The organism is Pseudonocardia ammonioxydans (assembly GCF_900115005.1).
Classification (GTDB): Bacteria; Actinomycetota; Actinomycetes; order Mycobacteriales; family Pseudonocardiaceae; genus Pseudonocardia; species Pseudonocardia ammonioxydans.
The window spans coordinates 161492-182433 of sequence record NZ_FOUY01000010.1 but is presented as its reverse complement, the minus strand read 5'-3'; the positions used below and the strand labels follow the sequence as shown (position 1 = coordinate 182433).

Below are 20942 nucleotides of genomic sequence, written 5' to 3'. Positions count from 1 at the left end.
GGTTATCGCGGTCCTGACCGCGATAACCACTCACGGGCGGCGGAGCCGCGCGGAGATCGCCCGGACCGCGGCCAGTGACTCGCGGCGGTCGGCCATGGTCGGTTCGCCGTCGGCGACGACCTGCTCGCCGCCGACCCAGACGTCGCGCACCAGGCGCGACCCGCCTGCCCAGACCAGGTTGGACACCAGCGTCGCGTCGTCCTCGGGGGCGATGAACGCCGAGTCGTCGGTGTCGACGTGCACCACGTCGGCCCGCCGGCCGGCCTCGAGCACGCCGAGGTCGTCGCGGCCGATCGCGTGCGCCGCGTCGGCGGTGCCCATCAGCAGCACGTCGGCCGCGGTGAGGGCCGCGGCGTCGTCGGCACCGACCCGGGCCAGCAGGCCCGCGAGCCGCGCCTGGTGCCACAGGTCCAGGTCGTCGCAGGACGCCGGGCCGTCGGTCCCCAGCCCCACCGGGACCCCGGCACGGCGCAGGTCGAGCAGCCGTGCGGTCCCGGCCGCGAGCTTGGCGTTCGAGCCGGGGCAGTGCGCGACGGCGACGCCGTGCCGGGCGTAGGTGGCGATGTCGTCGTCGGAGAGGTGCACCGAGTGCGCCGCCAGCATCCGCCCGCCGAGCGCACCGCCCGCATCGAGCATCGCCGGGACCGACCCGTGCTCGGCGCGCACGCCCGCGTCCTCGCCGCGGGACTCCGCGACGTGGGTGTGCACCAGCGCGCCCCGCTCGCGGGCGGCCGCGGTGACCGACTCCAGGGCGCCCGCCGGCAGCGTGTAGGCCGAGTGCGGCCCGTAGCCCAGCTCGATCCGGCCGTCCTCGTGCGGGATCAGGCCGCCGGCGTCGATCCGGGCGGAGACGTCGTCGCGCATCTGCTCCCAGGTCCCCAGCCGGTCCCAGCCGGGCGCGGCGATGATCCCCGGGGTCAGCACGGCCCGCGAGCCCGCGGTCCGCACGGCGTCGATCAGCGCGTCGGTGAAGAAGTACATCTCGACGCTGGTGGTGCAGCCGGTCCGCAGCAGGTCCAGGCAGCCGGCGAGCATCCCGGCGTGCACGTCGGACTCGGTGAGCAGCCCCTCGGCGGGCCACATGACGTCGGTCAGCCACGGCATCAGCGGCAGGTCGCCGCCCATCCCCCGCAGCAGCGACATCGGCGTGTGGCAGTGCGTGTTGACCAGGCCGGGCATGAGCAGGCCCGGCAGCGGTCGGACGACGGCGTCGGTCGGCGGGGCGGCCGGGGCCGGCCCGAACCAGGCGATCCGGCCCGCGTCGTCGACGTCGAGCACCGCGTCCCGGATGATCGGGAACCCGGGTGCGCAGCTGAGCGCGACCGGCGCCGTGAGGCGCTGCAGCACCGTGCGGTCGGTCGTGCGATCGGTCATCGGCGGTCCAGCAGCGAACGCAGGGAACGGAACGGCGGCAGCCAGGCGCCCTCGTCGGGCAGCGTGTCGAGCGAGACCCGCGGCAGCGGCTCGCGGAACACGCCGTCGATGTCCTCGAGGTCGAGGAACGAGATCACCTCGGAGGACAGCGCGAAGCCGGCGTACTCCCGGAAGCCGATCACCGTGACGTCGGTGCCGCCGTCGATCAGCTTCTCCAGCGGATCCTTGAACGCCCGCCCGTCCCCGGACGCGACGACCACGTGCCGCAGCCGCCCCTCGCCGGAGCGGAGGTCGATGTGGGCGAGCATGTCGTCGTCGACGTCGGAGTCCTCGCTGGTCTTCGGCTTGGCGAAGACGGCGAACCCGACGTTGCGCAGCGCCTCGACCCACGGCCGGACGATCTCGATGCTGCCCGGGGCGACGTTGGTGAACACGCAGGCCTCCGCCTCCGCGTCCGGGCCGGCGAGGTCGAGCAGCCAGCGGCCGACGGCGTCGAACCGCGGGCGGAACGCCGACGTCGGGCGGGCCCCCAGCAGCGACCCGAGGCTCATGTCCATGTTCGGGGCGTCCCAGACCAGGAGGAACCGCTCCAGCGGCCCCGCCGGCGCGCCCCGTCCGTGCTGCCCCGTGCCGCTGCTCATGCGGGCGAGCGTAGTCGTCCGTTCCGCGGGGCCGTGCGCCGCGGCGACCGGGCGGGCCCGCCGGGAGAGACTGGGCCGGTGAGCGAGACGGAGACCCCCGGCCCCCAGCGGACCGCGGAGGAGACGGCGGCGGCGATGCGCGCGGCGGACCGGGCCACCCGGGCGGCGGGGGTCGACGTCGTGGAGGTCGGCCCCGGCCGGGCGGTGGCGACGATGACGGTGGCCGACGAGCACGCCAACGGGCACGGCGTCTGCCACGGCGGGTACCTGTTCCTGCTGGCCGACGCGGCGATGGCCTACGCGAGCAACTCCCACGGGACCTCGGCCCTGGCCACCGGCGCGGACATCGCGTTCCTGCGCCCGGCCCGGACCGGGGACGTGCTGCGGGCCGAGGCGGTGGAACGCTCCCTGGCGGGACGGTCCGGGCTCTACGACGTGACCGTGCGGACCGGTGACGGTGCAGCCGTCGCGGAGTTCCGAGGGCGGACCCGGCAGGTTCCGGGGCTGGCGGCGCCGCCGCCCGCGGGCGGGTAGCCGCACGGACGCGCGCGCCTACGGCCCGGCGGGGCCGTGCGGTTCCAGGAACGCGGGCCGCAGCGCGGGGTCCGGCTCGTCGTAGTAGCGGTGGAACACCGGGGTCAGCGCGCCGGACATCGGCGGCACGATCCAGCTCCAGTCGGTCGGGCAGCGGCGCCCGGCCGACTCCTCCTTCGCCAGGTGGCGCAGGAACCGCTCGGCCTCGGTGTGGTGGTCGGCGATCGTGACGCCGTCGGTGTCGAACGAGTGGAGCACCGCCCGGACCACCTCGACCACCGCCCGGTCCCGCCACAGCGTCCGCTCCGAGCAGGTGTCCAGCCCGAGCCCGCGGGCGATCTCCGGGAGGAGGTCGTAGCGCTCGCGGTCGGCGAGGTTGCGGGCGCCGATCTCGGTGTCGAGGTACCACCCGTTGAACGGTGCGGCCGGGTAGGTCACGCCACCGATCTCCAGCGGCATGTTGCTGATGGCCGGGACCGAGTGCCAGCGCAGCCCCAGCCGGGCGAACCACGGATGCTCCGGGTGCCGCAGCGGCACCTCGTGCACGGCGTCCGGCGGGACGTCGAACAGTCGCGACCGGCCGTCCGGGCCGGTGACCAGCAACGGCAGGACGTCGAACCGGCCGGGCGGCTGCGGCCGCGGCCAGCCCAGGGCGGCGACGTGGTCGGTGAACCCGACCTGGGCCGGGTCGCCGATCACCGAGCCGTCCGGGGCGCGGTGGCCGGCGTAGCGGACGAGCTGGTCGTTGCGGATCCGCGGGCCGGGGCGGCCGGGCGCGTCCGGGGCGAAGACGGTCATCGTGGACCGGATCTTCCCGCCACGGGTGGCGGCCCGCAGGTGCCCGATGCTCTCCTGCGCGACGTCCGCCGGGTCGTGCAGCCGGCGCAGGTCACGGACCTGCAGGGACTTCCAGTAGAACCGGCCGATGCACCGCGCGGAGTTGCGCCAGGCGATCCGGGCGCCGAATTCGAGCTCGTGGGTGGTGTGGCGGTAGGTCCCGGTCCGGTCGATCTCGCCGCGCACCTGGTGGAGCCGGTCGGCGAACGGCACCTCCGGCTCGGTCTCGGCGTAGACCTGCTCCAGGAACGCCTCGGCAGCGGCCGGGTCGACCGGGCCGGGAGCCGGGTCCACGGAGCCGCCGGGCGGTGGGTGCCCGCCGGAGCGGCCGTGCCCGGTGACCGGGCAGCCCGGGCGGGCCGCCGGGACGACGGTCGTGGCACCGGCACCCGGGCCGTCCACCGCCACCCGCACCGTCGGCGGGACGGGTTCACGCAGCGGGACGGCGACGGTCGCGCGCTCCGGCAGCGGCGTCGCGACCGTGGCCTGTGCCTCCGGGGGGACGGCGGTGACCGCGGTGGTGGCCTCGGCGGCCCCGGCGGGCGGGACGACGGTGACCACCTCGGTCGGAGGCTCGGCCGTGGCCGAGGCGTCCGGGGCCGGGCGGGGCGGGGCCGGAGGCGTGTCGGCCGGTGCGGTGCCCGGCGACCGGGGGGTCGGGCTGGGCCGGAAGCCGTCCGGGCGACGGACCGGCCGGGTCGGTCCGGCGGGGGCGGAGGGCGTGTTCGCGGCGGGGTCCACCGTCGTCACAGGCGTCCTTCGGGGTCACTCGAGCGGGGAGGCATCTCGGGGGGCGCTCCGACGGTAACCCGTTACTCTCCGTGAGTCCTCTGTGGCTGATCCGTGGTGACGTAGAGCAGGTCGCGGACCGGACGCCCCTCGAGGTGTGCCCGGTCCTCGAACTTCGTCACCGGACGCCACGCGGGCCGGGCCTGCCAGCCGTCGGGGCCCGGCGGGAAGTCGTCGTCCGGGCGCAGACCCGGCTCCGCGGTGACCACCCGGCGCATCTGCTCGGCGTACGGCGGCCAGTCCGTGGCCAGGTGCAGCCGGGCGCCCGGAGCCAGCCGGGACGCGGCCAGCCGCACGAAGTCGGGCTGGATCAGCCGCCGCTTGTGGTGGCGGCGCTTCGGCCACGGGTCCGGGAAGAAGATCCGCAGGCCGTCCAGCGTGCCGGGGGCGACCACCCGGTCGAGGAGCTCCACGGCGTCCCCGCGCAGCAGCCGCTGGTTGGTCAGCCCGGCCTGCTCGACGCGCATCAGCAGCTGCGCCAGCCCCGGCTCGTACACCTCGACGGCGATGTGGTCGATCTCCGGCTCGGCCTCGGCCAGCAGCGCGGTCGTCTCGCCCATCCCGGAACCGATCTCGAGGATCAGCGGGGCACCGCGTCCGAACGCCGCACGCAGGTCCTCGGCCGGCCGGTCCGGCCCGGGGAGGAGATCGGCGACCTCTCCGCCCAGCTCGGGCCACAGCCGCCGCCAGGCCGACTCCTGCCCGTCGGAGAGCCGGACGCGCTGGTGGACGTAGGAGCGGATCCGGGTGTCGTACGGCCGTGTCGCCTGCTCAGGCACCGGCGTCGGTCCGGCCGGCGGCGGGCAGCCGCACGTGCGCGGTCGCGCCGGGGAGCCGGCCGCGGACGTATCCGGCGGCGGTGACCCCGAAGCAGGCGACGATCGCGGCGGCGGAGGCGGGGTTGCGCTCCTTGGCCTCCCGGACGACACCCTTGGGCAGGATCTTCATCGTGTAGCTGCTCTCGGCGGACAGCGAGTCCCCGGTGCCGACGACCTTCGACACCGCGGCCTTCGAGATGCCCTCGGCCCAGCCCCGGCGCAGCAGGTAGCGCCAGGAGACGCGGTCGTCGGAGACGCGGTGGTCCACGGCGGCCTTCGGCTCGAACAGGATCCGTGGCGTCCGGCCGTCGGCGGCGTAGGCCTGCCGGGCCCGGATGCAGAGCTCGGTCTCCTCGCAGCCCAGCGGGTTCTTGCCGATGCGGCCCATGTCCTCGGCGAAGCCGCCGACGCGCTTGAACACCTCGGCACGCAGCGACATGTTGCAGCCCATGAGGTTGCGCATCTCGGCCCGCTCGGTGGGCTGGCCGGTGTAGGTGCAGCCGACGACCCAGTCCAGCTCGCCGGTGGCGTCCGGATCCGCCGGCGCGGCACCGGGCAGGGTGCGCGGGCGCCCGTCCGGCCACTTCGGGTGTGCGATCCCGCCGACCCCGATGACGTCGGGGTCGGCGTACGGGGCGAGCAGCGCGGCCAGCCAGCCGGGGCGGGCCGAGGCGTCGTCGTCGAGGAAGACGACGACCTCGCCGGTGGCCAGGGCGACCGCGGTGTTGCGGGCCCCGGACAGGCCCTGGGTGCGGTCGTTCGCGACGACCGTCACCCCTCGCGGGCCGAACTCACGCTCGGCCCGCTCGAGCAGGCGGTCGTTGTGGTCGACGACGACGATCGTCTCCACCGGCGCGGTGGCGTCCGGTCCGGCGGACTGGGCCTCCACCGACTCGACGGCGGCCTTGATGTCGAACCAGCGCTTCTCGGTGTAGACGCAGACCACCACGCTGGCGGTCGGCAGGGCGCTCACGATGTCCTCGCTCCTCGGATGGTCGGAGCAGCGGTGGTGCCGGTCCTGGCGGGTGTGGGCCTAGCGGGCGTAGCCCGAGGCCTTCCGGCGCTGCTCCATGCGACGGTGCTCGGACATCAGGGTACGCAGCACCCGGGTGCCGTCGGCGAAGGTCCGCAGGTTGGTCTCGCCGAACATGCGCTCGCGCTCGACCGACGGCACCTCGGTGATCTTGAGGTCGGCGGCGGCGACCCGGCAGTTGAGCACGGTCTCGATCTCGAAGCCGTCACCCCAGAGCATCGAGCCGTCCTCCGGCTGCGGGGCGGCCGGGTCCGGCAGCTCGAGCTGCGGGAGCAGGTCGGCCCAGAAGGCGTTGTAGCCGTAGCAGAGGTCGGTGTAGCTGGTGCCGAACAGCCGGTTCGCGACACCGTTCAGGCCGGCGTTGCCGGTCTTGCGCAGCAGCGTGATGTCGTCGGAGCCGCCGCCCTTGCGGAAGCGGCTGCCCTTGGCGAAGTCGGCGCCGCGCACCAGGGCGTCCACGAACGCCGGGATCTCGTTCGGGTCGGCCGAGCCGTCGGCGTCGAACATGACCACGACGTCACCGGTGGCGGCGGTGAAGCCGCAGGCCATCGCGTTGCCCTTGCCCTTGCGGGTCTGGGTGACCACGCGGGCCCAGGGCAGCGTGCGCCGGGCCACGGCGACGGTGTTGTCGGTGGAGTTGCCGTCCACGACGATGACCTCGTGCACGGCCGGGCGCACCGCGGCGATGGCCGGCAGCACGATCTCCAGGTTCCGGGCCTCGTTGCGGGTCGGGACGATCACCGACACCGCCGGGTTCGGGCTGCGGCGCGGTGCGGGGCGCGGACGCGGGCGGCGGAAGCCCTCGGGGCCCTCCGGCTGCGGTGCGCGGCTCGCGCCGTTCGACGGGCGGGCGGGACTCGCCGGGAGGGGCGTCTGTCCCACGCCGGAGCCGGACTGGTGCCCCGGGCGCGCGGGCGCGCTCGACTCGGGGGTGACGGCCGGGCGGGCGGGCGTAACGGCGCTCACACTTCCTCCATACAGGTCCGCTCTACTCGTTCAACGACGGCAGCGCGGTCTGGTTGCGGTTCTCGTGCCGGGCAGCTTCCTCGGACCTGTCTGGAAGACGTCCGGAGCCTCGATGGGGTTGCCCCGGTCGGTCGACTCGTCCCGCCCGCACTGCTGTTCAGCCTGGCCCACCGTTGGCGACTCCCGGTCACCGGGGGTGGTTGCGCAGTCCTACGCATCCCTGCCCCAGCGGGCCGCAGCAGACTCGCCGCATGCCGTCGAACCCCTTCCGTTCGGACCCGGCCGGCGAGCTGCGGTCGGTGCTCGCACTGGCCAGGATGGACTGTGCCGCGACACTGTCGTCGCAGGTCGACGAGCTGCTGGAGCGGATCGCCCGGCGGCCGGGCCGGGCGGTGGACCCGGACTGGTGGGCGGCGGCGTTGCAGGAGCCGGCCGCGGAGTTCGACGACGGCTGGGCGCGCCGGTGCGGTCCGGCGCTGCGCCGGGCGGGCGCGAGCCGCACGTTGCGACATCCGGGGTTCGGAGTGACGGAGATCACTCACGGTGGGTCACGAGGCCCGGCCCCCCGAAGCCGGGTGCCGCGCGGACCGGTGCCGCGGAGCGGGGTGGCGTGCGGCGGGTCGGCGCGACGAGCCGGCCCGGTCCTCGTCGCCGCGGCCGTCGCTGCCCTCCCGTCCCGGTGCTCCCGGCGCGCCACCGGCCGGGCCCGCCTGCCGGCGGCGGGATCCGGTGCCGCGGCGGGCCCGTCCGGTCCGACGCCGTGGGGGTCGGCGCCGTCCGGTACAGCGCAGCCGGCCGGTTCTGCCCAGCCGGCGGGATCGGCGTGGCCGACCGGGTCGGTGCGCCCGGCGGGTTCGGCGCCGCCGTCCGGTTCAGCGCTGCCGGGCGGTTCGGCGCCGCCGGCTTCAGCCCTGCCGGGGTCGGTGCTGTCCGGGTCCCTGCCGTCCGGGTACCTGGCGTCCGGAACGGTGCTGGCGCTGCTCCCCGTGCTCGCCGCGGCGTCGCGCGCCCTGCAGTCGGCGGGGCCCGGCCTGTTCCTGGTGCTGTCCGGGCTGGTGCTGCTCGCCGCGGTGGCGGTGGGCGCCCGGGTGCGGACGGTCCGGGCGGCGCGGGCCCGTGCGGTCGCCGTCCGGGTGCGTGCGGCGGTGCTGGCCGCCGCCGACCGCGAGCTGATCCGCCGGACCCTCGACGTCGAACGCGCGGCCGGTCCCCGGGTGCGGGCGACGACACCGCGACGGGCGGGGGCGGGTCGTGCGGCCTGAGCGGGACGTCCCGGCTCCGGCGCGCCCGGTGCGGTGGCCGTGGGGAACGCTCGTCGTCGCCGCGGCACCGGCAGCCGGGACGGTCCCGTGGTGGCGGGCGGTGCAGGTTCCGCGGGCGGACCGGCCGGCCGGCCCGGTGCAGCCCGGGTCGGCGGTGCCGGTGTCGGGCCCCGCCGCCCGCGACGCCGACGGGGACGGTGTGCCGGACACCCTGGTCGTCGACACCCCGGGTGGCATCTCGCTGTGGTCCGACCTGGATGGCGACGGTCTCGCGGACCGGGTGCGAGGTCTCGGCCCGCCCCCGGAACCGGTGGAGGGACTGTTCCCCGTGGTCACCGGGGAGGGCGCGGGGCACTGAAGCCCGGGCAGGACTCCCGGCCCGGTGGCCCGGTCCCGGTCCTCCGGTGTCCCGGCCGTCCGGTGTCTCAGTCCTCCGGCTGCTCCGACGGCGAGCGCGGCTCACCGTCGGGCGCGCCACCGCGGCGGAACCGGCCCGGCCCGCGGCGCTGCTCGGCGATCGTCTGGTCGATCTCGGCGGACACCGCCTGCTGCCGGCGGCGTTCCCGGATCCGCAGCAGCACCAGCATCGAGATGCCGTAGGCGATGCCCACGATCAGCAGCACGAGACCGAGCTTGAACACGATCGTCTGCGCCGGCCCCGCGCTCTCGCTCACGTCGATGATCGAGATCATCCCGAGGACGCCGAGCGTCAGCAGGTGGAACAGCACCACCAGCAGCCGGTTGATCGAGTGGGCGCTCTCCTTGTTGCGGAACACGTCGTCGAGGAACGGCTGCCCGGAACGCAGCAGGATCTGCCCGACCCCGAACGTGATCAGGACGCCGACGATCACCAGCGTCAGGTAGCTGCCGGTTCCCTCCACAGTGGGCCCCTCCCCGTCCGTTCGCGAACGTCGAGCCTACCCTGAGCAACCGCGTCGATGCGTTCCGCGCGGGCCCGGATTCACCCGGCCCGGGAGCAGTTGTCGATCTTCCGTCGCCGGCCCGTCCGGCGGTTTCGTGCGGCCCGGGCGCCGGTCGCGCGCGGTGAACGGTCGGGGTCGCCCGTGACCGCGGCAGGTGACCGTCCGGCGGCCCGGACGGGCGGTTCCGGCGACGCGCCGCCGCCCGCCGTCCCCCGATCGACCGGTCCGGGGCCTCCCTGCTGGTTCACTACCGCCGACCGCGGCGGTCCCGTCCGGGCCGCCGGTGCCGACGTCACGCGGGAGCGAGCCGTGCCCTACGAGGTGGTCAGCGCCTACACCCTGGTCCTCGGTGAGGCGGCCGGGCCGGGACCGGCCGACGACGCCGCAGCCGGGACGACCGGCGGCGCCGCCGGTGCGGCGCAGCCGGAGGTCTCGGTGCACTCCACCGCCGAGGACGCCTGGCGGGCGCTGGATGCCGGTGTCCGCGCCCGATGCGGGATGCGCCCGCGGCCGCGCCGGCAGATCGACCCGGACGCGGTCGTCCGGCTCGCCGACGCCTGGCGTGCGGCGGACCCGACGGCGCGCTACTGGCAGGTCACCGCACACCGGCTGCCGATCATGGTCCCGGAGCTCGCGCGTCCCGCCGCTCCGGTCGTTCCGGCGCGGTGACACCCCTTCTGCACGATAAGTACCGAAGAGGAATGCTAAATGTACGTTGAATCGGATTCTTCAGACCGATGAGAGTTCGTCTCCGACGTTGCTCCCCGCATTTCCGCACCCGGATCACCACTCGTGTCCGAATCGGCTGTTCCGGCCGGGTTGCGTCCTTGTGACAAGCCCGTCAGCAGCGACGACGCCCGCGGTCGTCACAACTGACTGAATCGATCTACCTGATCGGTGTTGTGCCTGACCTCTCAAGGAGCCCCATGGGTGACGCCCCATTCCGCGGGTAGCCTCCTGGTACATCTTTTCCCGTCTGGGCCCGTGCCGATCAGGTCGCGGGCTCGTAGTTGTTCCCCCGGACGGCGGGCCGGGGCCGGCGAGGAGAACAGGACGACATGACTGCAGCGACCGTTCCGGGTACCGACCGCGCACCGACCACCAACCAGGGCGTCGTGGCCTGGGTTCAGGAGATCGCCGAGCTGGCCACCCCGGACCGCGTCGTGTGGTGCGACGGGTCGGAAGAGGAGTGGACCCGGCTGACCGACCAGCTGGTCGAGGCGGGCACCCTGACGCGCCTGGACCCGGACAAGAAGCCGAACTCCTTCTACGCCGCCTCGGACCCCGACGACGTCGCCCGGGTCGAGGAGCGCACCTACATCTGCACCGAGACCGAGCGCGGTGCCGGGCCGACCAACAACTGGATGGCCCCGGCCGAGATGAAGCAGACGATGACCGAGCTCTACCGGGGCTGCATGAAGGGCCGGACCATGTACGTGGTCCCGTTCTGCATGGGCCCCACCGACTCGGACGACCCGATGCTCGGCGTGGAGATCACCGACTCGGAGTACGTCGTGATCTCGATGAAGATCATGACCCGGATGGGCGCGCACGTCGTCCCGCTGCTCGACGCCGCCGGTGACCGCTGGGTCAAGGCGCTGCACTCGATCGGCGCCCCGCTGGCCGAGGGCCAGGCCGACGTGGCGTGGCCGTGCAACGAGACCAAGTACATCAGCCACTTCCCGGAGACCCGCGAGATCTGGAGCTTCGGCTCCGGCTACGGCGGCAACGCGCTGCTGGGCAAGAAGTGCTACGCGCTGCGGATCGCGTCGGCGATCGCGCACGACGAGGGCTGGCTCGCCGAGCACATGCTGATCCTGAAGCTGATCAGCCCCGAGGAGAAGGCGTACTACGTGGCCGCGGCGTTCCCGAGCGCCTGCGGCAAGACCAACCTGGCGATGCTGCAGCCGACGATCCCCGGCTGGCGGGCCGAGACCGTCGGTGACGACATCGCCTGGATGCGCTTCGGCGCCGACGGCCGGCTCTACGCGATCAACCCCGAGTTCGGCTTCTTCGGCGTCGCGCCGGGGACGAACTGGAAGACCAACCCCAACGCGATGCGCACGATCGAGCAGGGCAACTCGCTGTTCACCAACGTGGCGCTGACCGACGACGGCGACGTCTGGTGGGAGGGCCTGGAGGGCGACCCGGCCCACCTGACCGACTGGAAGGGCAACGACTGGACCCCCGAGTCCGGCGTGAACGCCGCCCACCCGAACTCGCGCTACACCACGCCGATCTCGCAGTGCCCGGTCGTGGCACCCGAGTGGAACGACCCGAACGGTGTGCCGATCTCGGCGATCCTGTTCGGCGGGCGCCGGAAGACGACCATCCCGCTGGTCACCGAGGCCCGGGACTGGCAGCACGGCACCTTCATGGGCGCGACGATGTCGTCGGAGAAGACCGCGGCCGCGGCCGGGAAGGTCGGCGAGGTCCGCCGCGACCCGATGGCCATGCTGCCCTTCCTGGGCTACAACGTCGGGGACTACTTCGCGCACTGGGTCGACGTCGGCAAGAGCGCGGACGCCGGCAAGCTGCCGAAGATCTTCTACGTGAACTGGTTCCGCCGGGGCGAGGACGGCCGGTTCCTGTGGCCGGGCTTCGGCGAGAACAGCCGCGTGCTGAAGTGGTGCGTCGAGCGGATGGAGGGCACCGCCTCGGCCACGGAGACCCCGATCGGCTTCGTGCCCACCGCCGACCAGATCGACCTCGAGGGCCTCGATGCCGAGCCGGCCGACATCGCGGCCTCGCTGGCGGTCGACGTCGAGGAGTGGAAGGCCGAGATCCCGCTGATCGAGGAGTGGTTCGCCAAGGTCGGTGACAACCTGCCGAGCTCGATCCGCGACGAGTTCGAGGCACTGAAGCAGCGCCTCGGAGCCTGACCCGCGCGACACCCGGAGCCCCCGTCCGCCGTCCCGGCGGGCGGGGGCTCGGTCGTGTGCCGGACGGGGTCGCCCGCCGGGGCGGGTCGAGACTCCATAACGTCGTGTCGCACAACGGTGACACCGCCGATTGCCGGACGTAACCTCCTCGCCCGGGCCGGTTCGGCGTGCAACCGGTCGCACACGGTGCACGGAGCGGGGGGCCACGGTGGTCACGACGGAACGGTCGGGGGAGCCAGAGGGACGGGGCGGGGGTCCGGCGACCCGGCGCCGCGATCCCCAGCAGATCGCGATCTGGACGGCGGTCGCCGTCCTCGGCGCGGTGGCGTGGGCGATCGTCGCCTTCACCCGCGGTGAGCAGATCTCGGCGGCGTGGCTGGTGTTCGCCGCCGTGGCGTCCTACGCCATCGCCTACCGCTTCTACTCCCGCTACATCGCCTACAAGGCCCTGCGGGTCGACGACACCCGCGCCACACCGGCCGAGCGGCTCGACGACGGGCAGGACTACCAGCCGACCGACCGGCGGGTGCTGTTCGGCCACCACTTCGCCGCCATCGCCGGGGCCGGGCCGCTGGTCGGGCCGGTGCTCGCGGCGCAGATGGGCTACCTGCCCGGCACGATCTGGATCATCGTCGGCGTCATCGTCGCCGGCGCGGTCCAGGACATGGTCACGCTGTTCTTCTCCACCCGGCGAGGTGGGCGCAGCCTCGGCCAGATGGCCCGCGAGGAGATCGGCCCGGTCGGCGGGATCGCCGCCATCGTCGCCGTCCTGGTGATCATGGTGATCCTGCTGGCGGTGCTCGCGCTGGTCGTGGTGCAGGCGCTCGCCGAGTCGCCGTGGGGCACGTTCTCGCTGGCGATGACCATCCCGATCGCCCTGTTCATGGGCTTCTACCTGCGCTACCTGCGCCCCGGGAAGATCATCGAGATCTCCGTGATCGGGGTGGCGCTGCTGCTGCTCGCGATCGTCGCCGGTGGCTGGGTCCAGGACTCGTCGTGGGGCGAGACCTTCCACCTGAGCGCGAACCAGCTGACGCTGGCGCTGGTGATCTACGGCTTCGCCGCGTCGGTGCTGCCGGTGTGGATGCTGCTCGCCCCGCGGGACTACCTGTCGTCGTTCATGAAGATCGGCGTCATCGTGCTGCTGGCGGCCTCGATCGTGCTGGCCTGGCCGGCGATGCAGATGGCGCCGCTGACCCGGTTCGCCTTCGACGGGCTCGGCCCGGTCGCCGCGGGCTCGCTGTTCCCGTTCGTGTTCATCACGATCGCCTGTGGTGCGCTCTCCGGCTTCCACGCCCTGGTCTCCTCGGGCACCACCCCGAAGCTGATCCAGAAGGAGTCGCAGGTCCGGGTGATCGGCTACGGCGCCATGCTGATGGAGTCGTTCGTCGCCGTCATGGCGCTGGCCGCGGCCTGCATCCTCGACCCCGGCCTCTACTTCGCGATGAACATGCCGGCCACCGTGCTCGGCCCGACGCTCGAGTCGGCGTCGGCGGCGGTCCAGCAGATCGGCTTCACGATCTCCCCGGCCGACCTCGCCGCGGCCGCCGCCGCGGTCGAGGAGCAGAGCCTGGTCGGCCGCTCGGGCGGGGCGCCGACCCTGGCGGTGGGGCTGTCGACGGTGTTCTCCGAGCTCTTCGGCGGGGATGCGCTGCGGGCGTTCTGGTACCACTTCGCGATCATGTTCGAGGCGCTGTTCATCCTCACCACGGTGGACGCGGGCACCCGGGTCGGGCGCTTCATGCTGCAGGACACGGTGGGCAACGTCTGGCCGCGGTTCAAGGACACGTCGTGGCGCCCGGCGGCCTGGATCTCCAGCGCCGTCATCGTCGGGGCATGGGGCTACCTGCTCTACGCCGGCGTGAACGACCCGCTGGGCGGCATCCACCAGCTGTTCCCGCTGTTCGGCATCGCGAACCAGCTGCTCGCCGCCGTCGCGCTGGCGGTCTGCACCACGCTCCTGATCAAGAACGGCCGCGCCCGGTACGCCTGGATCACGCTGGTCCCGCTCGCGTTCGACGCCGCGGTGACGCTGACCGCGAGCTACCAGAAGATCTTCTCCGACAACCCGAAGCTGGGCTTCTGGGCGCAGCGCACCCAGTACCAGGAGGCGCTCGACGCGGGGAAGACCAGCCTGGGCAGCGCGAAGTCGGTCGAGGACATGCAGCAGGTCGTGTTCAACACGACGCTGGACACCGTGCTCACCGCGCTGTTCGCCATCCTGATCGTGATCGTGCTGGTGGACTCGGTCCGGGTGTGGATCACCGCGCTGCGCGGCCGACCGCTGGACAGCGGCTCCGAGGACCCGTACGTGGAGTCGCAGATCTGGGCGCCGTCCGGACTCGTGCCGACCCGGGAGGAACGCGCGAAGCAGCGTGAGCTCGCGCGGGCAGGAGGGTCCGGATGAGCCGGCTGCGCGCGTTCTGGGAGTTCGTGCGCGAGCTGGCCGGGGAACGCGACTACGAGCGCTACCTGGAGCACTGCGCGGCCCACCACCCGGGCGAGCCGGTGATGTCCGAGCGGGTGTTCTGGCGGGAGCGGACCGACCGCCAGGACCGCGAACCGTCCGCCCGGTGTTGCTGAGACCCGTATTTCACACAGATGGCCCAGTACTGGGCCGGTGCTCGTGACCCACTGTGGGCGCCGGGGGCTGCAACGAGTGGCGTCACCGGTGTGATGAGCGAGGTCACGGCATCACGGCGATGTGGCGGGTAGCCTCCGGGGGGATCGGGCCTCCTCCCCCTCGTGTGCCCGTACGTGTCGACACCGTCACAGTGAGTGACGAACGGTGCTGTCGGCCGGACGGAGCACGGCGGGGAGGCGGAACGGCGGACGAGCCACGGCCGATGGACATCGTGGACGCCGTCCCCGGTACGGCGTTGCCGGCATGGCGGAGGTGTGAGGCGAGATGCTCGATGTGCGGGTGTCCGAGGGCATGGAGCCGGAGGCGCTCGTCGGTTTCGTCGAGCGGCTGGCGGGCAGCGGCCGAGGCGGACCGGCGGTACGCGCGGCGACGACCCGGATCGTCGCCGACCTCCGCGACGGGCGGCCCCCGGCAGGTCTGCGGACGCTGTCCGGGGCGCTGGGCTCCCCCGCCCCGCCCCGGCCCGGCGCCGAGGGGCCGGAGACCCTCGCCGGGGTCGTGGCCGCCGAGTCGCTGGTCGTCCTGTCCGACACCGAACCGGACGAGCTGGCCCGTGCGCTCGCCGACCTCACCGGCTACGGCATGCGGATCCTGCTGACCGGCGCGTCGCCGGAGCGGCTGACCGCCGTGCGCGGTGCGCTGCCGGAGTCCGTCGCGGGCCGGGTCGTCGACCGGCTGCCCGCACTCCCGGCACCGGAGCTGCGCCGGTTGCGCCGGTTGCTCGCGACCGTCGGCGCGGACCGGTCGGTCCGGGACGGCCAGGAGCTGCCGCCGGAGTCCGCGGTGCCCGCGCCGGCCGACGTCGCCGGGTGCTGTGCCCGGGCCGCCCGCACGGTCGCCGGTGCCGACGACGGGGAGGCCCGGATCGTCCCGGGCCTGCTGCGCGACCTCGACGCCGACCGCCGGGCCGCCGTCACCCAGGTCGCCCGGTGCGTGCTGGACAAGCTCGCGACGCTCGACCGGACGCCGGACGCCGAGCGGCTGCGCGACGTCGTCGGGCGGCTGGTGCACAGCGGGCTGCACGCCGAGTTCGAGTCGCTGCAGGGCCTCGCCGCCCGGCAGCGCGACGACCGGGCCGGCCTGGCGGAGACCGGGCCCCGGGTCGAGCCGGTGGAGGCCCTGCCCGAGGGCGGCGCCGAGACGATCCGCGCCTACCTGGACTTCCTGGACGGCGGGGGCCGCAGCCGGTCCTACTTCCGTCCGCAGGAGCAGAAGGACGCCGAGCCGCTGCTGCGGGCGTTCCGGGTCGACGGCGAGATCCCCCAGGACTACGACCAGGTCCTCGCGGTCGCCCACCACCTGCACCTGGCGCGCCGCGACGACGAGATCGCCCGCCTGTGTTCGGTGCTGGGCCTGCCGATCCCGCGGACCGCGCAGGACCTGCCCGCGCTGACCGAGGCCCTGGACATGGTGGCCGCGGCGGCACGCTCGGTCGGTGCGATCCGGCACGACGTCCTGTTCCTGCAGCAGGACTCGCCGGTGTCGGTGCCCGACCTGGCGGCGGCCGAGCGGGTCTCCCGGGCGATCGTCGACTACGACGAGCACGGCGACCCGGCCGAGGCCGCCGACGAACTCGAGCGGCTGGCGGCGGCGTGCGAGTCGGCGGTCCCGGCCGGCTCGGCGGCTCCCGAGCACGCGGCCGCGGTCGCGGCCCTGCGCGCGCACGACCCGGTGGCCTACGAGGACGCGCTCGGTGAGCTCGGGCGGGCGCGGCGCGAGGTGGCGGACCGGGCCGAGCTCGGGCGGCTGCTGGGCGAGCTCGGCGGCACCCACCGGGACCTGGCCGACGCGTGGGTCGCGGACGCCGCGCGCGGTGTCCCGGGCTTCGGGCTGCTGCGCGTGGCCCGCAGCGACGACCTGCTGCGGGCCCTGCCGCCCGCCGACTCGGCCGACCTCGTCGTCGTGCTGGGGGCCGCGGCCCTGCAGGCCGACGGGCTGCTGCTGACCGCGGCCGCGCCGCGGATGCTGGCCGTCGTCGGGGACGAGCCGCGGGCCGGGTCCTCCGGCACGACGCTGCTCGAGGTACTCAACCAGGCCTCGGCCCGGTTCCTGCGCGGAACCGGCACTGCCACCGGCACCGGGCAGCCCGGCGGTACGGAGCAGCCCGGCGGTACGGACACACCGGCGGGCGGGGAGCAGCCGGGCACACCGGCCACCGTCGCCGTCCCCGCGGTCCCGCCGGAGGTATCGGTCCCGGCCCAGGCGGGCCCGGCCAAGGCGGGCCCGGTGGACGAGTCCCCGGCACCCGCGGTCCCCACGCCGCGCAGCGCGTCGGCGCCGGCCGGTGCCCAGGACGAGGACCGGCGCCCCTCGACACCGTCGGCCATGGCCCCGGCGGCACGCGAGGCCGCCCGGGGCGGCAGCGGGGAGTAGGGCCCAGCTCAGCCGGAGCCGACCGCACGGATGCCGTCGGCGACCCGTTCCAGCAGCACGAACGGGTCCTCGGCCGCGGGACGCACGCGTTCCCAGCGCTCACCGGACCCGCGGGCGGCGGGGATGTAGAGCGTCCAGCTGCCCGGTTCCGGGTCGTCGGCGCGCAGCTGGGCCAGCGACGTCGAGGTCCAGGCCGCGCCCAGTTCGGGGAACGCCGGTGGCCGCCGGTCGAGGACGGTGACGGTGCTGCCCGCCGTCGTGTAGCCGATCCGGCGCCGGTCGCGCTCGGACTCGGGCACCAGCTCCGCGCACCACGCCGCGAGCTGCTGGCGTACCTGCTCCGGGACTCCCATGGCGCGACATGGTCCCGGATCGGCCGGTGTCCCGGAAGAGGCGGGGGTACTAGCTTCCGGGTATGGCTGAGCACGAGGTGAGCCGGTTCGGGCACGTCGAGGTCGAGGACCTCCCGCCGGACCTGGCCGAGCGGATCGGTGCGATTGCGGAGAAGTCGGGTTTCGTCCCGAACGTGTTCCGGGCACTGGGCAGGCGCCCGCGCGAGCTGCGGGCGTTCCTCGACTACCACGACGCGCTCATGGAACCCGACCGCGCGGGCGGGGACGGCGGGCTGACCAAGGCCGAGCGGGAGCTGGTCGTCGTCGCCACCTCGGGGGCGAACCACTGCACGTACTGCGTCGTCGCGCACGGCGCGATCCTGCGGATCCGGGCCAAGGACCCCGAGATCGCCGACCGGGTCGCGACCAACCCGTACGCGGCCGAGCTGTCCGAGCGGGAGCGCGCGATCGTCGACCTCGCGCTGCTGATCGCCCGGCAGTCCGAGGCGCTCGCCGAGGCCGACCTCGACGACGCCCGCGCGGCCGGGCTGACCGAGGAGGAGATCTGGGACGTCGGGGCGATCACCGCGCTGTTCGCGATGTCCAACCGCCTCGCCCACCTGACCGCGTTGCGCCCCAACCGCGAGTTCTTCCTGATGGGGCGGTAACCCGCAGCAGCCGATCAACCCGGTGGTGTCGGACGCGCCGGAGCGGGAACTCCCTGCCCGTACCCGCGCGTTCCCCTACCGTGGGTCCACGCGACTCACGAGCCCGCGGCCCCGGCGAGGGGCCGCGCCCGTCACGGAGGTCCTGACAGATGTCCCTGTTCCGCCGACTCACGGTTCTCGCCGGCGCGGTCGAGGTGGCCCGTCGCTACGCCCGGTCCAACCCGGACAAGGCCGGCAAGATGCTGGACTCGGCCGCCCAGTTCGTGGACAAGCAGACCCACGGCAAGTACACGAACCAGATCGCCGGCGCGGCCCGCAAGGCGAAGGACGCGGCCGGTGTCCCGCAGCCGGGCTACGGCTACGGCGCGCCCGGCACCACGCCGCCCGCGCCCGGCACCCCGCCGCAGGGCGGCCCGGCCACGCCGAACCAGCAGCCGCCCGCCTTCCCGCCGCCGAGCCCCGGCACGCCGCAGGGTTCCTGAACCGCTCCGGCCCCGGTACCGCCCGACGGTGCCGGGGTCGTCGTCTGTGGACACCCACGGGCGGCGTTCCTGTCCTCCCCGGTCGATCCCGTGCCAGGATCGGTGGTGACGCAGCGACGCGTCCCGAGGCCCGCCCACCCGCGCGGGCCGCGGCGACAGGCCGTCCGGCCGGAACCCGGCCCGGGCGACAGCGAGGAGGTACGCCGTGGAGCAACCGCAGGCGTGGGTACCGACCGATCCGCGGGCACGGCCCAGCCGTGACCAGGTCGTCAAGGGTCTCAAGGGCGTCGACGAGGGCGGCCCCGAGCTCGTCCAGCTGCTCACCCCGGAGGGCGAGCGCGTACCGGACGAGCGGTTCGACCGGCACGTCGCGGACGTGACGGTCGAGGAGCTGAAGGCGCTGTACCGGGACCTGGTCCTGGTCCGCCGGGCCGACCGCGAGGGCAACGCGCTGCAGCGGCAGGGCGAGCTCGGCATCTGGGTCCCGCTGCTCGGGCAGGAAGCGGCGCAGGTCGGCTCCGGCCGGGCGTTGCGCCCGACCGACATGGCCTTCCCCAGCTACCGCGAGCACGGCGTCGCCTGGTGCCGCGGGATCGACCCGACCGAGCTGCTCGGCATCTTCCGCGGCACCGACCACGGGGGCTGGGACTTCGTCGGCCGCCGGTTCCACCCGTACACGATCGTGATCGGCAACCAGTGCCTGAACGCGGCGGGCTACGCCATGGGGCAGCGGTTCGAGTCCCGGGTGGGCGACCCGGACACCGGCGAGGCCACCATCTGCTACTTCGGTGACGGCGCGACCAGCCAGGGCGACGTCCACGAGGGCTTCGTCTGGGCCGCCGCCTACGACGCCCCGCTGGTCTTCTTCTGCCAGAACAACCAGTGGGCCATCTCGGTACCGCTGGACCGGCAGACCCGGGTCCCGCTCTACCAGCGGGCCCGCGGCTACGGGTTCCCCGGCGTCCGGGTCGACGGCAACGACGTGCTGGCCTGCCTGGCGGTCACCCGATGGGCGCTCGAGGAGTGCCGCACCGGCAACGGTCCGGTGCTCGTCGAGGCGTTCACCTACCGGATGGACTCCCACACCACCTCCGACGACGCCACCCGCTACCGGCTGGCCGACGAGGTGGAGCTGTGGAAGCTGAAGGACCCGATCGAGCGGGTCCGGGTGCACCTGTCCCGCCGGCACGGCGTCGAGCCGGACTTCTTCGAGGGCGTCGACGCCGAGGCGGACGAGCTCGGCGAGCGGCTGCGTGCCTTCTGCCGCGCGATGCCGCAGCCCGACCCGGAGCGGATGTTCTCCGAGGTCTACGCGGCCGCGTCGCCGCAGGTCGACGCGCAGCGCGCGGAGTACCTCGCCTACCACGCGTCGTTCGTGGACGAGGAGGGCTGAGCGGTGGCGACGACGACGCTGGCCAGGGCGCTCACCGACGGCCTGCGCGCCGCGATGGAACGCGACCCCAAGGTGCTGGTGATGGGCGAGGACGTCGGCAGGCTCGGGGGCGTCTTCCGGATCACCGACGGGCTGCAGAAGGACTTCGGCGAGCAGCGCGTGCTGGACACGCCGCTGTCCGAGTCGGGGATCATCGGGGCCGCCGTCGGGCTCGCGGTGCGGGGCTTCCGGCCGGTCTGCGAGATCCAGTTCGACGGCTTCGTCTTCCCCGGATACGACCAGATCGTGTCCCAGCTGGCGAAGCTGCGGTACCGGACGCAGGGCGCGGTGCCGGTCCCGGTCGTGGTGCGGATCCCGTTCGGCGGCGGGATCGGGGCCGTCGAGCACCACTCGGAGTCCCCCGAGTCGCTGTTCGCGCACGTCGCGGGCCTCAAGGTGGTCGCGTGCTCCAACCCGGCCGACGCCCACTGGATGATCCAGCAGGCGATCGTCTCGGACGACCCGGTGATCTTCTTCGAGCCGAAGCGCCGGTACTGGGAGAAGGGCGAGGTCGACGTCGGTGCCACGACCCTCGAGTCGGCCTTCCCGCTCCACGCCTCGCGGGTGGTCCGGCCCGGCTCGACGCTCACCGTCGCGACCTACGGCCCGATGGTGAAGACCTGCCTGGACGCCGCCACGGCCGCCGTCGAGGACGGGCACGACCTCGAGGTGATCGACCTGCGGTCGCTGTCCCCGCTGGACCTCGGGCCGGTGGCGGCGTCGGTGCGCCGGACCGGGCGCCTGGTCGTGGTGGCCGAGGCCCCGGCCGAGTCGTCGGTGACCGCCGAGGTCGCCGCCCGCGTCCAGCAGGAGTGCTTCTTCTCCCTCGAGGCGCCGGTGCTGCGAGTGACCGGGTTCGACACCCCCTACCCGCCGTCCCGTCTCGAGGACGCCTACCTGCCCGACCTGGACCGGGTACTCGATGCCGTCGACCGTGCGCTGGCCTGGTGAG

Annotated in this window: 20 protein-coding genes; 12 read left to right on the top strand and 8 right to left on the bottom strand. The window is 74.2% G+C overall.

Translation table 11 applies throughout. The features are described from left to right. Positions 1-30: 30 nt before the first annotated feature. A complete protein-coding gene (locus BM093_RS12405) occupies positions 31-1374 on the bottom strand; it encodes an amidohydrolase family protein (protein WP_093341783.1) in 1344 nt (447 codons plus the stop codon). Beyond that, positions 1371-2015: an NYN domain-containing protein gene (locus BM093_RS12400; RefSeq protein WP_093341780.1), complete on the bottom strand. Its 645-nt coding sequence runs from the start codon at positions 2013-2015 to the stop codon at positions 1371-1373. The genes BM093_RS12405 and BM093_RS12400 overlap by 4 nt, the downstream gene beginning before the upstream one ends. Before the next feature lie 78 nt (positions 2016-2093). Between BM093_RS12400 and paaI the strand changes: the two genes are divergently transcribed. Beyond that, a complete protein-coding gene (paaI, locus tag BM093_RS12395; RefSeq protein ID WP_093341777.1) occupies positions 2094-2549 on the top strand; it encodes a hydroxyphenylacetyl-CoA thioesterase PaaI in 456 nt (151 codons plus the stop codon). 18 nt (positions 2550-2567) lie between these two features. On the opposite strand, the gene BM093_RS12390 is transcribed toward paaI, so the two are convergent. From BM093_RS12390 to BM093_RS12375, 4 genes are all read right to left on the bottom strand, one after another. After that, on the bottom strand, positions 2568-4136 hold the full coding sequence (locus tag BM093_RS12390; protein ID WP_425439142.1) for a nitric oxide synthase oxygenase: 1569 nt from the start codon (positions 4134-4136) through the stop codon (positions 2568-2570). Between the two features lie 62 nt (positions 4137-4198). Continuing rightward, positions 4199-4954 carry a tRNA (guanosine(46)-N7)-methyltransferase TrmB gene (gene trmB, locus BM093_RS12385; RefSeq protein WP_093341772.1) on the bottom strand — a complete coding sequence of 252 codons (756 nt, stop codon included), beginning with the start codon at positions 4952-4954 and terminating at the stop codon, positions 4199-4201. Continuing rightward, positions 4947-5966: a glycosyltransferase family 2 protein gene (locus BM093_RS12380; RefSeq protein ID WP_093341769.1), complete on the bottom strand. Its 1020-nt coding sequence runs from the start codon at positions 5964-5966 to the stop codon at positions 4947-4949. The genes trmB and BM093_RS12380 overlap by 8 nt, the downstream gene beginning before the upstream one ends. 60 nt (positions 5967-6026) lie before the next feature. Further along, the gene (locus BM093_RS12375; protein ID WP_245773478.1) at positions 6027-6992 is read right to left on the bottom strand and encodes a glycosyltransferase family 2 protein; all 966 of its coding nucleotides are present in this window, start codon (positions 6990-6992) and stop codon (positions 6027-6029) included. 251 nt (positions 6993-7243) lie between these two features. On the opposite strand from BM093_RS12375, the gene BM093_RS12370 reads away from it, so the two are divergent. Both BM093_RS12370 and BM093_RS12365 read left to right on the top strand, forming a co-directional pair. Beyond that, entirely contained in the window at positions 7244-8254 is a 1011-nt protein-coding gene (locus BM093_RS12370; protein WP_093341766.1) for a hypothetical protein, read from the top strand. A 100-nt stretch (positions 8255-8354) separates the two neighbouring features. Next, positions 8355-8612: a DUF6802 family protein gene (locus tag BM093_RS12365; protein WP_143105352.1), complete on the top strand. Its 258-nt coding sequence runs from the start codon at positions 8355-8357 to the stop codon at positions 8610-8612. 67 nt (positions 8613-8679) lie between these two features. On the opposite strand, the gene BM093_RS12360 is transcribed toward BM093_RS12365, so the two are convergent. Then, positions 8680-9135, bottom strand: a complete 456-nt coding sequence (locus BM093_RS12360; protein WP_093341762.1) for a hypothetical protein — start codon at positions 9133-9135, stop codon at positions 8680-8682. Positions 9136-9486: 351 nt separating this feature from the next. Here BM093_RS12360 and BM093_RS12355 point away from each other — a divergent pair, with 351 nt between their 5' ends. The 5 genes from BM093_RS12355 (at position 9487) to BM093_RS12335 (ending at position 17076) form a co-directional block, all read left to right on the top strand. Further along, positions 9487-9846, top strand: a complete 360-nt coding sequence (locus tag BM093_RS12355) for a hypothetical protein (RefSeq protein ID WP_093341855.1) — start codon at positions 9487-9489, stop codon at positions 9844-9846. 389 nt (positions 9847-10235) lie between these two features. After that, positions 10236-12059: a phosphoenolpyruvate carboxykinase (GTP) gene (locus tag BM093_RS12350; protein ID WP_093341760.1), complete on the top strand. Its 1824-nt coding sequence runs from the start codon at positions 10236-10238 to the stop codon at positions 12057-12059. Positions 12060-12267: 208 nt separating this feature from the next. Continuing rightward, positions 12268-14466, top strand: coding sequence for a carbon starvation CstA family protein (locus BM093_RS12345; RefSeq protein WP_425439141.1), 2199 nt, complete (start codon positions 12268-12270; stop codon positions 14464-14466). After that, positions 14463-14642 (top strand): YbdD/YjiX family protein, encoded by a 180-nt coding sequence (locus BM093_RS12340; RefSeq protein ID WP_093341757.1) that lies wholly within the window; start codon positions 14463-14465, stop codon positions 14640-14642. Before BM093_RS12345 ends, BM093_RS12340 begins: the two co-directional genes overlap by 4 nt. Before the next feature lie 325 nt (positions 14643-14967). Beyond that, on the top strand, positions 14968-17076 hold the full coding sequence (locus BM093_RS12335; RefSeq protein WP_093341755.1) for a hypothetical protein: 2109 nt from the start codon (positions 14968-14970) through the stop codon (positions 17074-17076). Between the two features lie 8 nt (positions 17077-17084). Here BM093_RS12335 and BM093_RS12330 read toward each other — a convergent pair whose 3' ends face one another. Next, a complete protein-coding gene (locus tag BM093_RS12330; protein WP_093341753.1) occupies positions 17085-17429 on the bottom strand; it encodes a DUF3024 domain-containing protein in 345 nt (114 codons plus the stop codon). Between the two features lie 62 nt (positions 17430-17491). On the opposite strand from BM093_RS12330, the gene BM093_RS12325 reads away from it, so the two are divergent. The 4 genes from BM093_RS12325 to BM093_RS12310 all read left to right on the top strand — a co-directional run bounded on the left by BM093_RS12325 (position 17492) and on the right by BM093_RS12310 (position 20941). Next, positions 17492-18076, top strand: coding sequence for a peroxidase-related enzyme (locus BM093_RS12325; RefSeq protein WP_093341751.1), 585 nt, complete (start codon positions 17492-17494; stop codon positions 18074-18076). Positions 18077-18225: 149 nt separating this feature from the next. Next, positions 18226-18558, top strand: a complete 333-nt coding sequence (locus BM093_RS38165; RefSeq protein ID WP_093341749.1) for an antitoxin — start codon at positions 18226-18228, stop codon at positions 18556-18558. A 205-nt stretch (positions 18559-18763) separates the two neighbouring features. Continuing rightward, positions 18764-19951 (top strand): thiamine pyrophosphate-dependent dehydrogenase E1 component subunit alpha, encoded by a 1188-nt coding sequence (locus BM093_RS12315; protein ID WP_093341747.1) that lies wholly within the window; start codon positions 18764-18766, stop codon positions 19949-19951. Between the two features lie 3 nt (positions 19952-19954). Further along, entirely contained in the window at positions 19955-20941 is a 987-nt protein-coding gene (locus BM093_RS12310; protein WP_093341744.1) for an alpha-ketoacid dehydrogenase subunit beta, read from the top strand. Position 20942 lies beyond the last annotated feature (1 nt).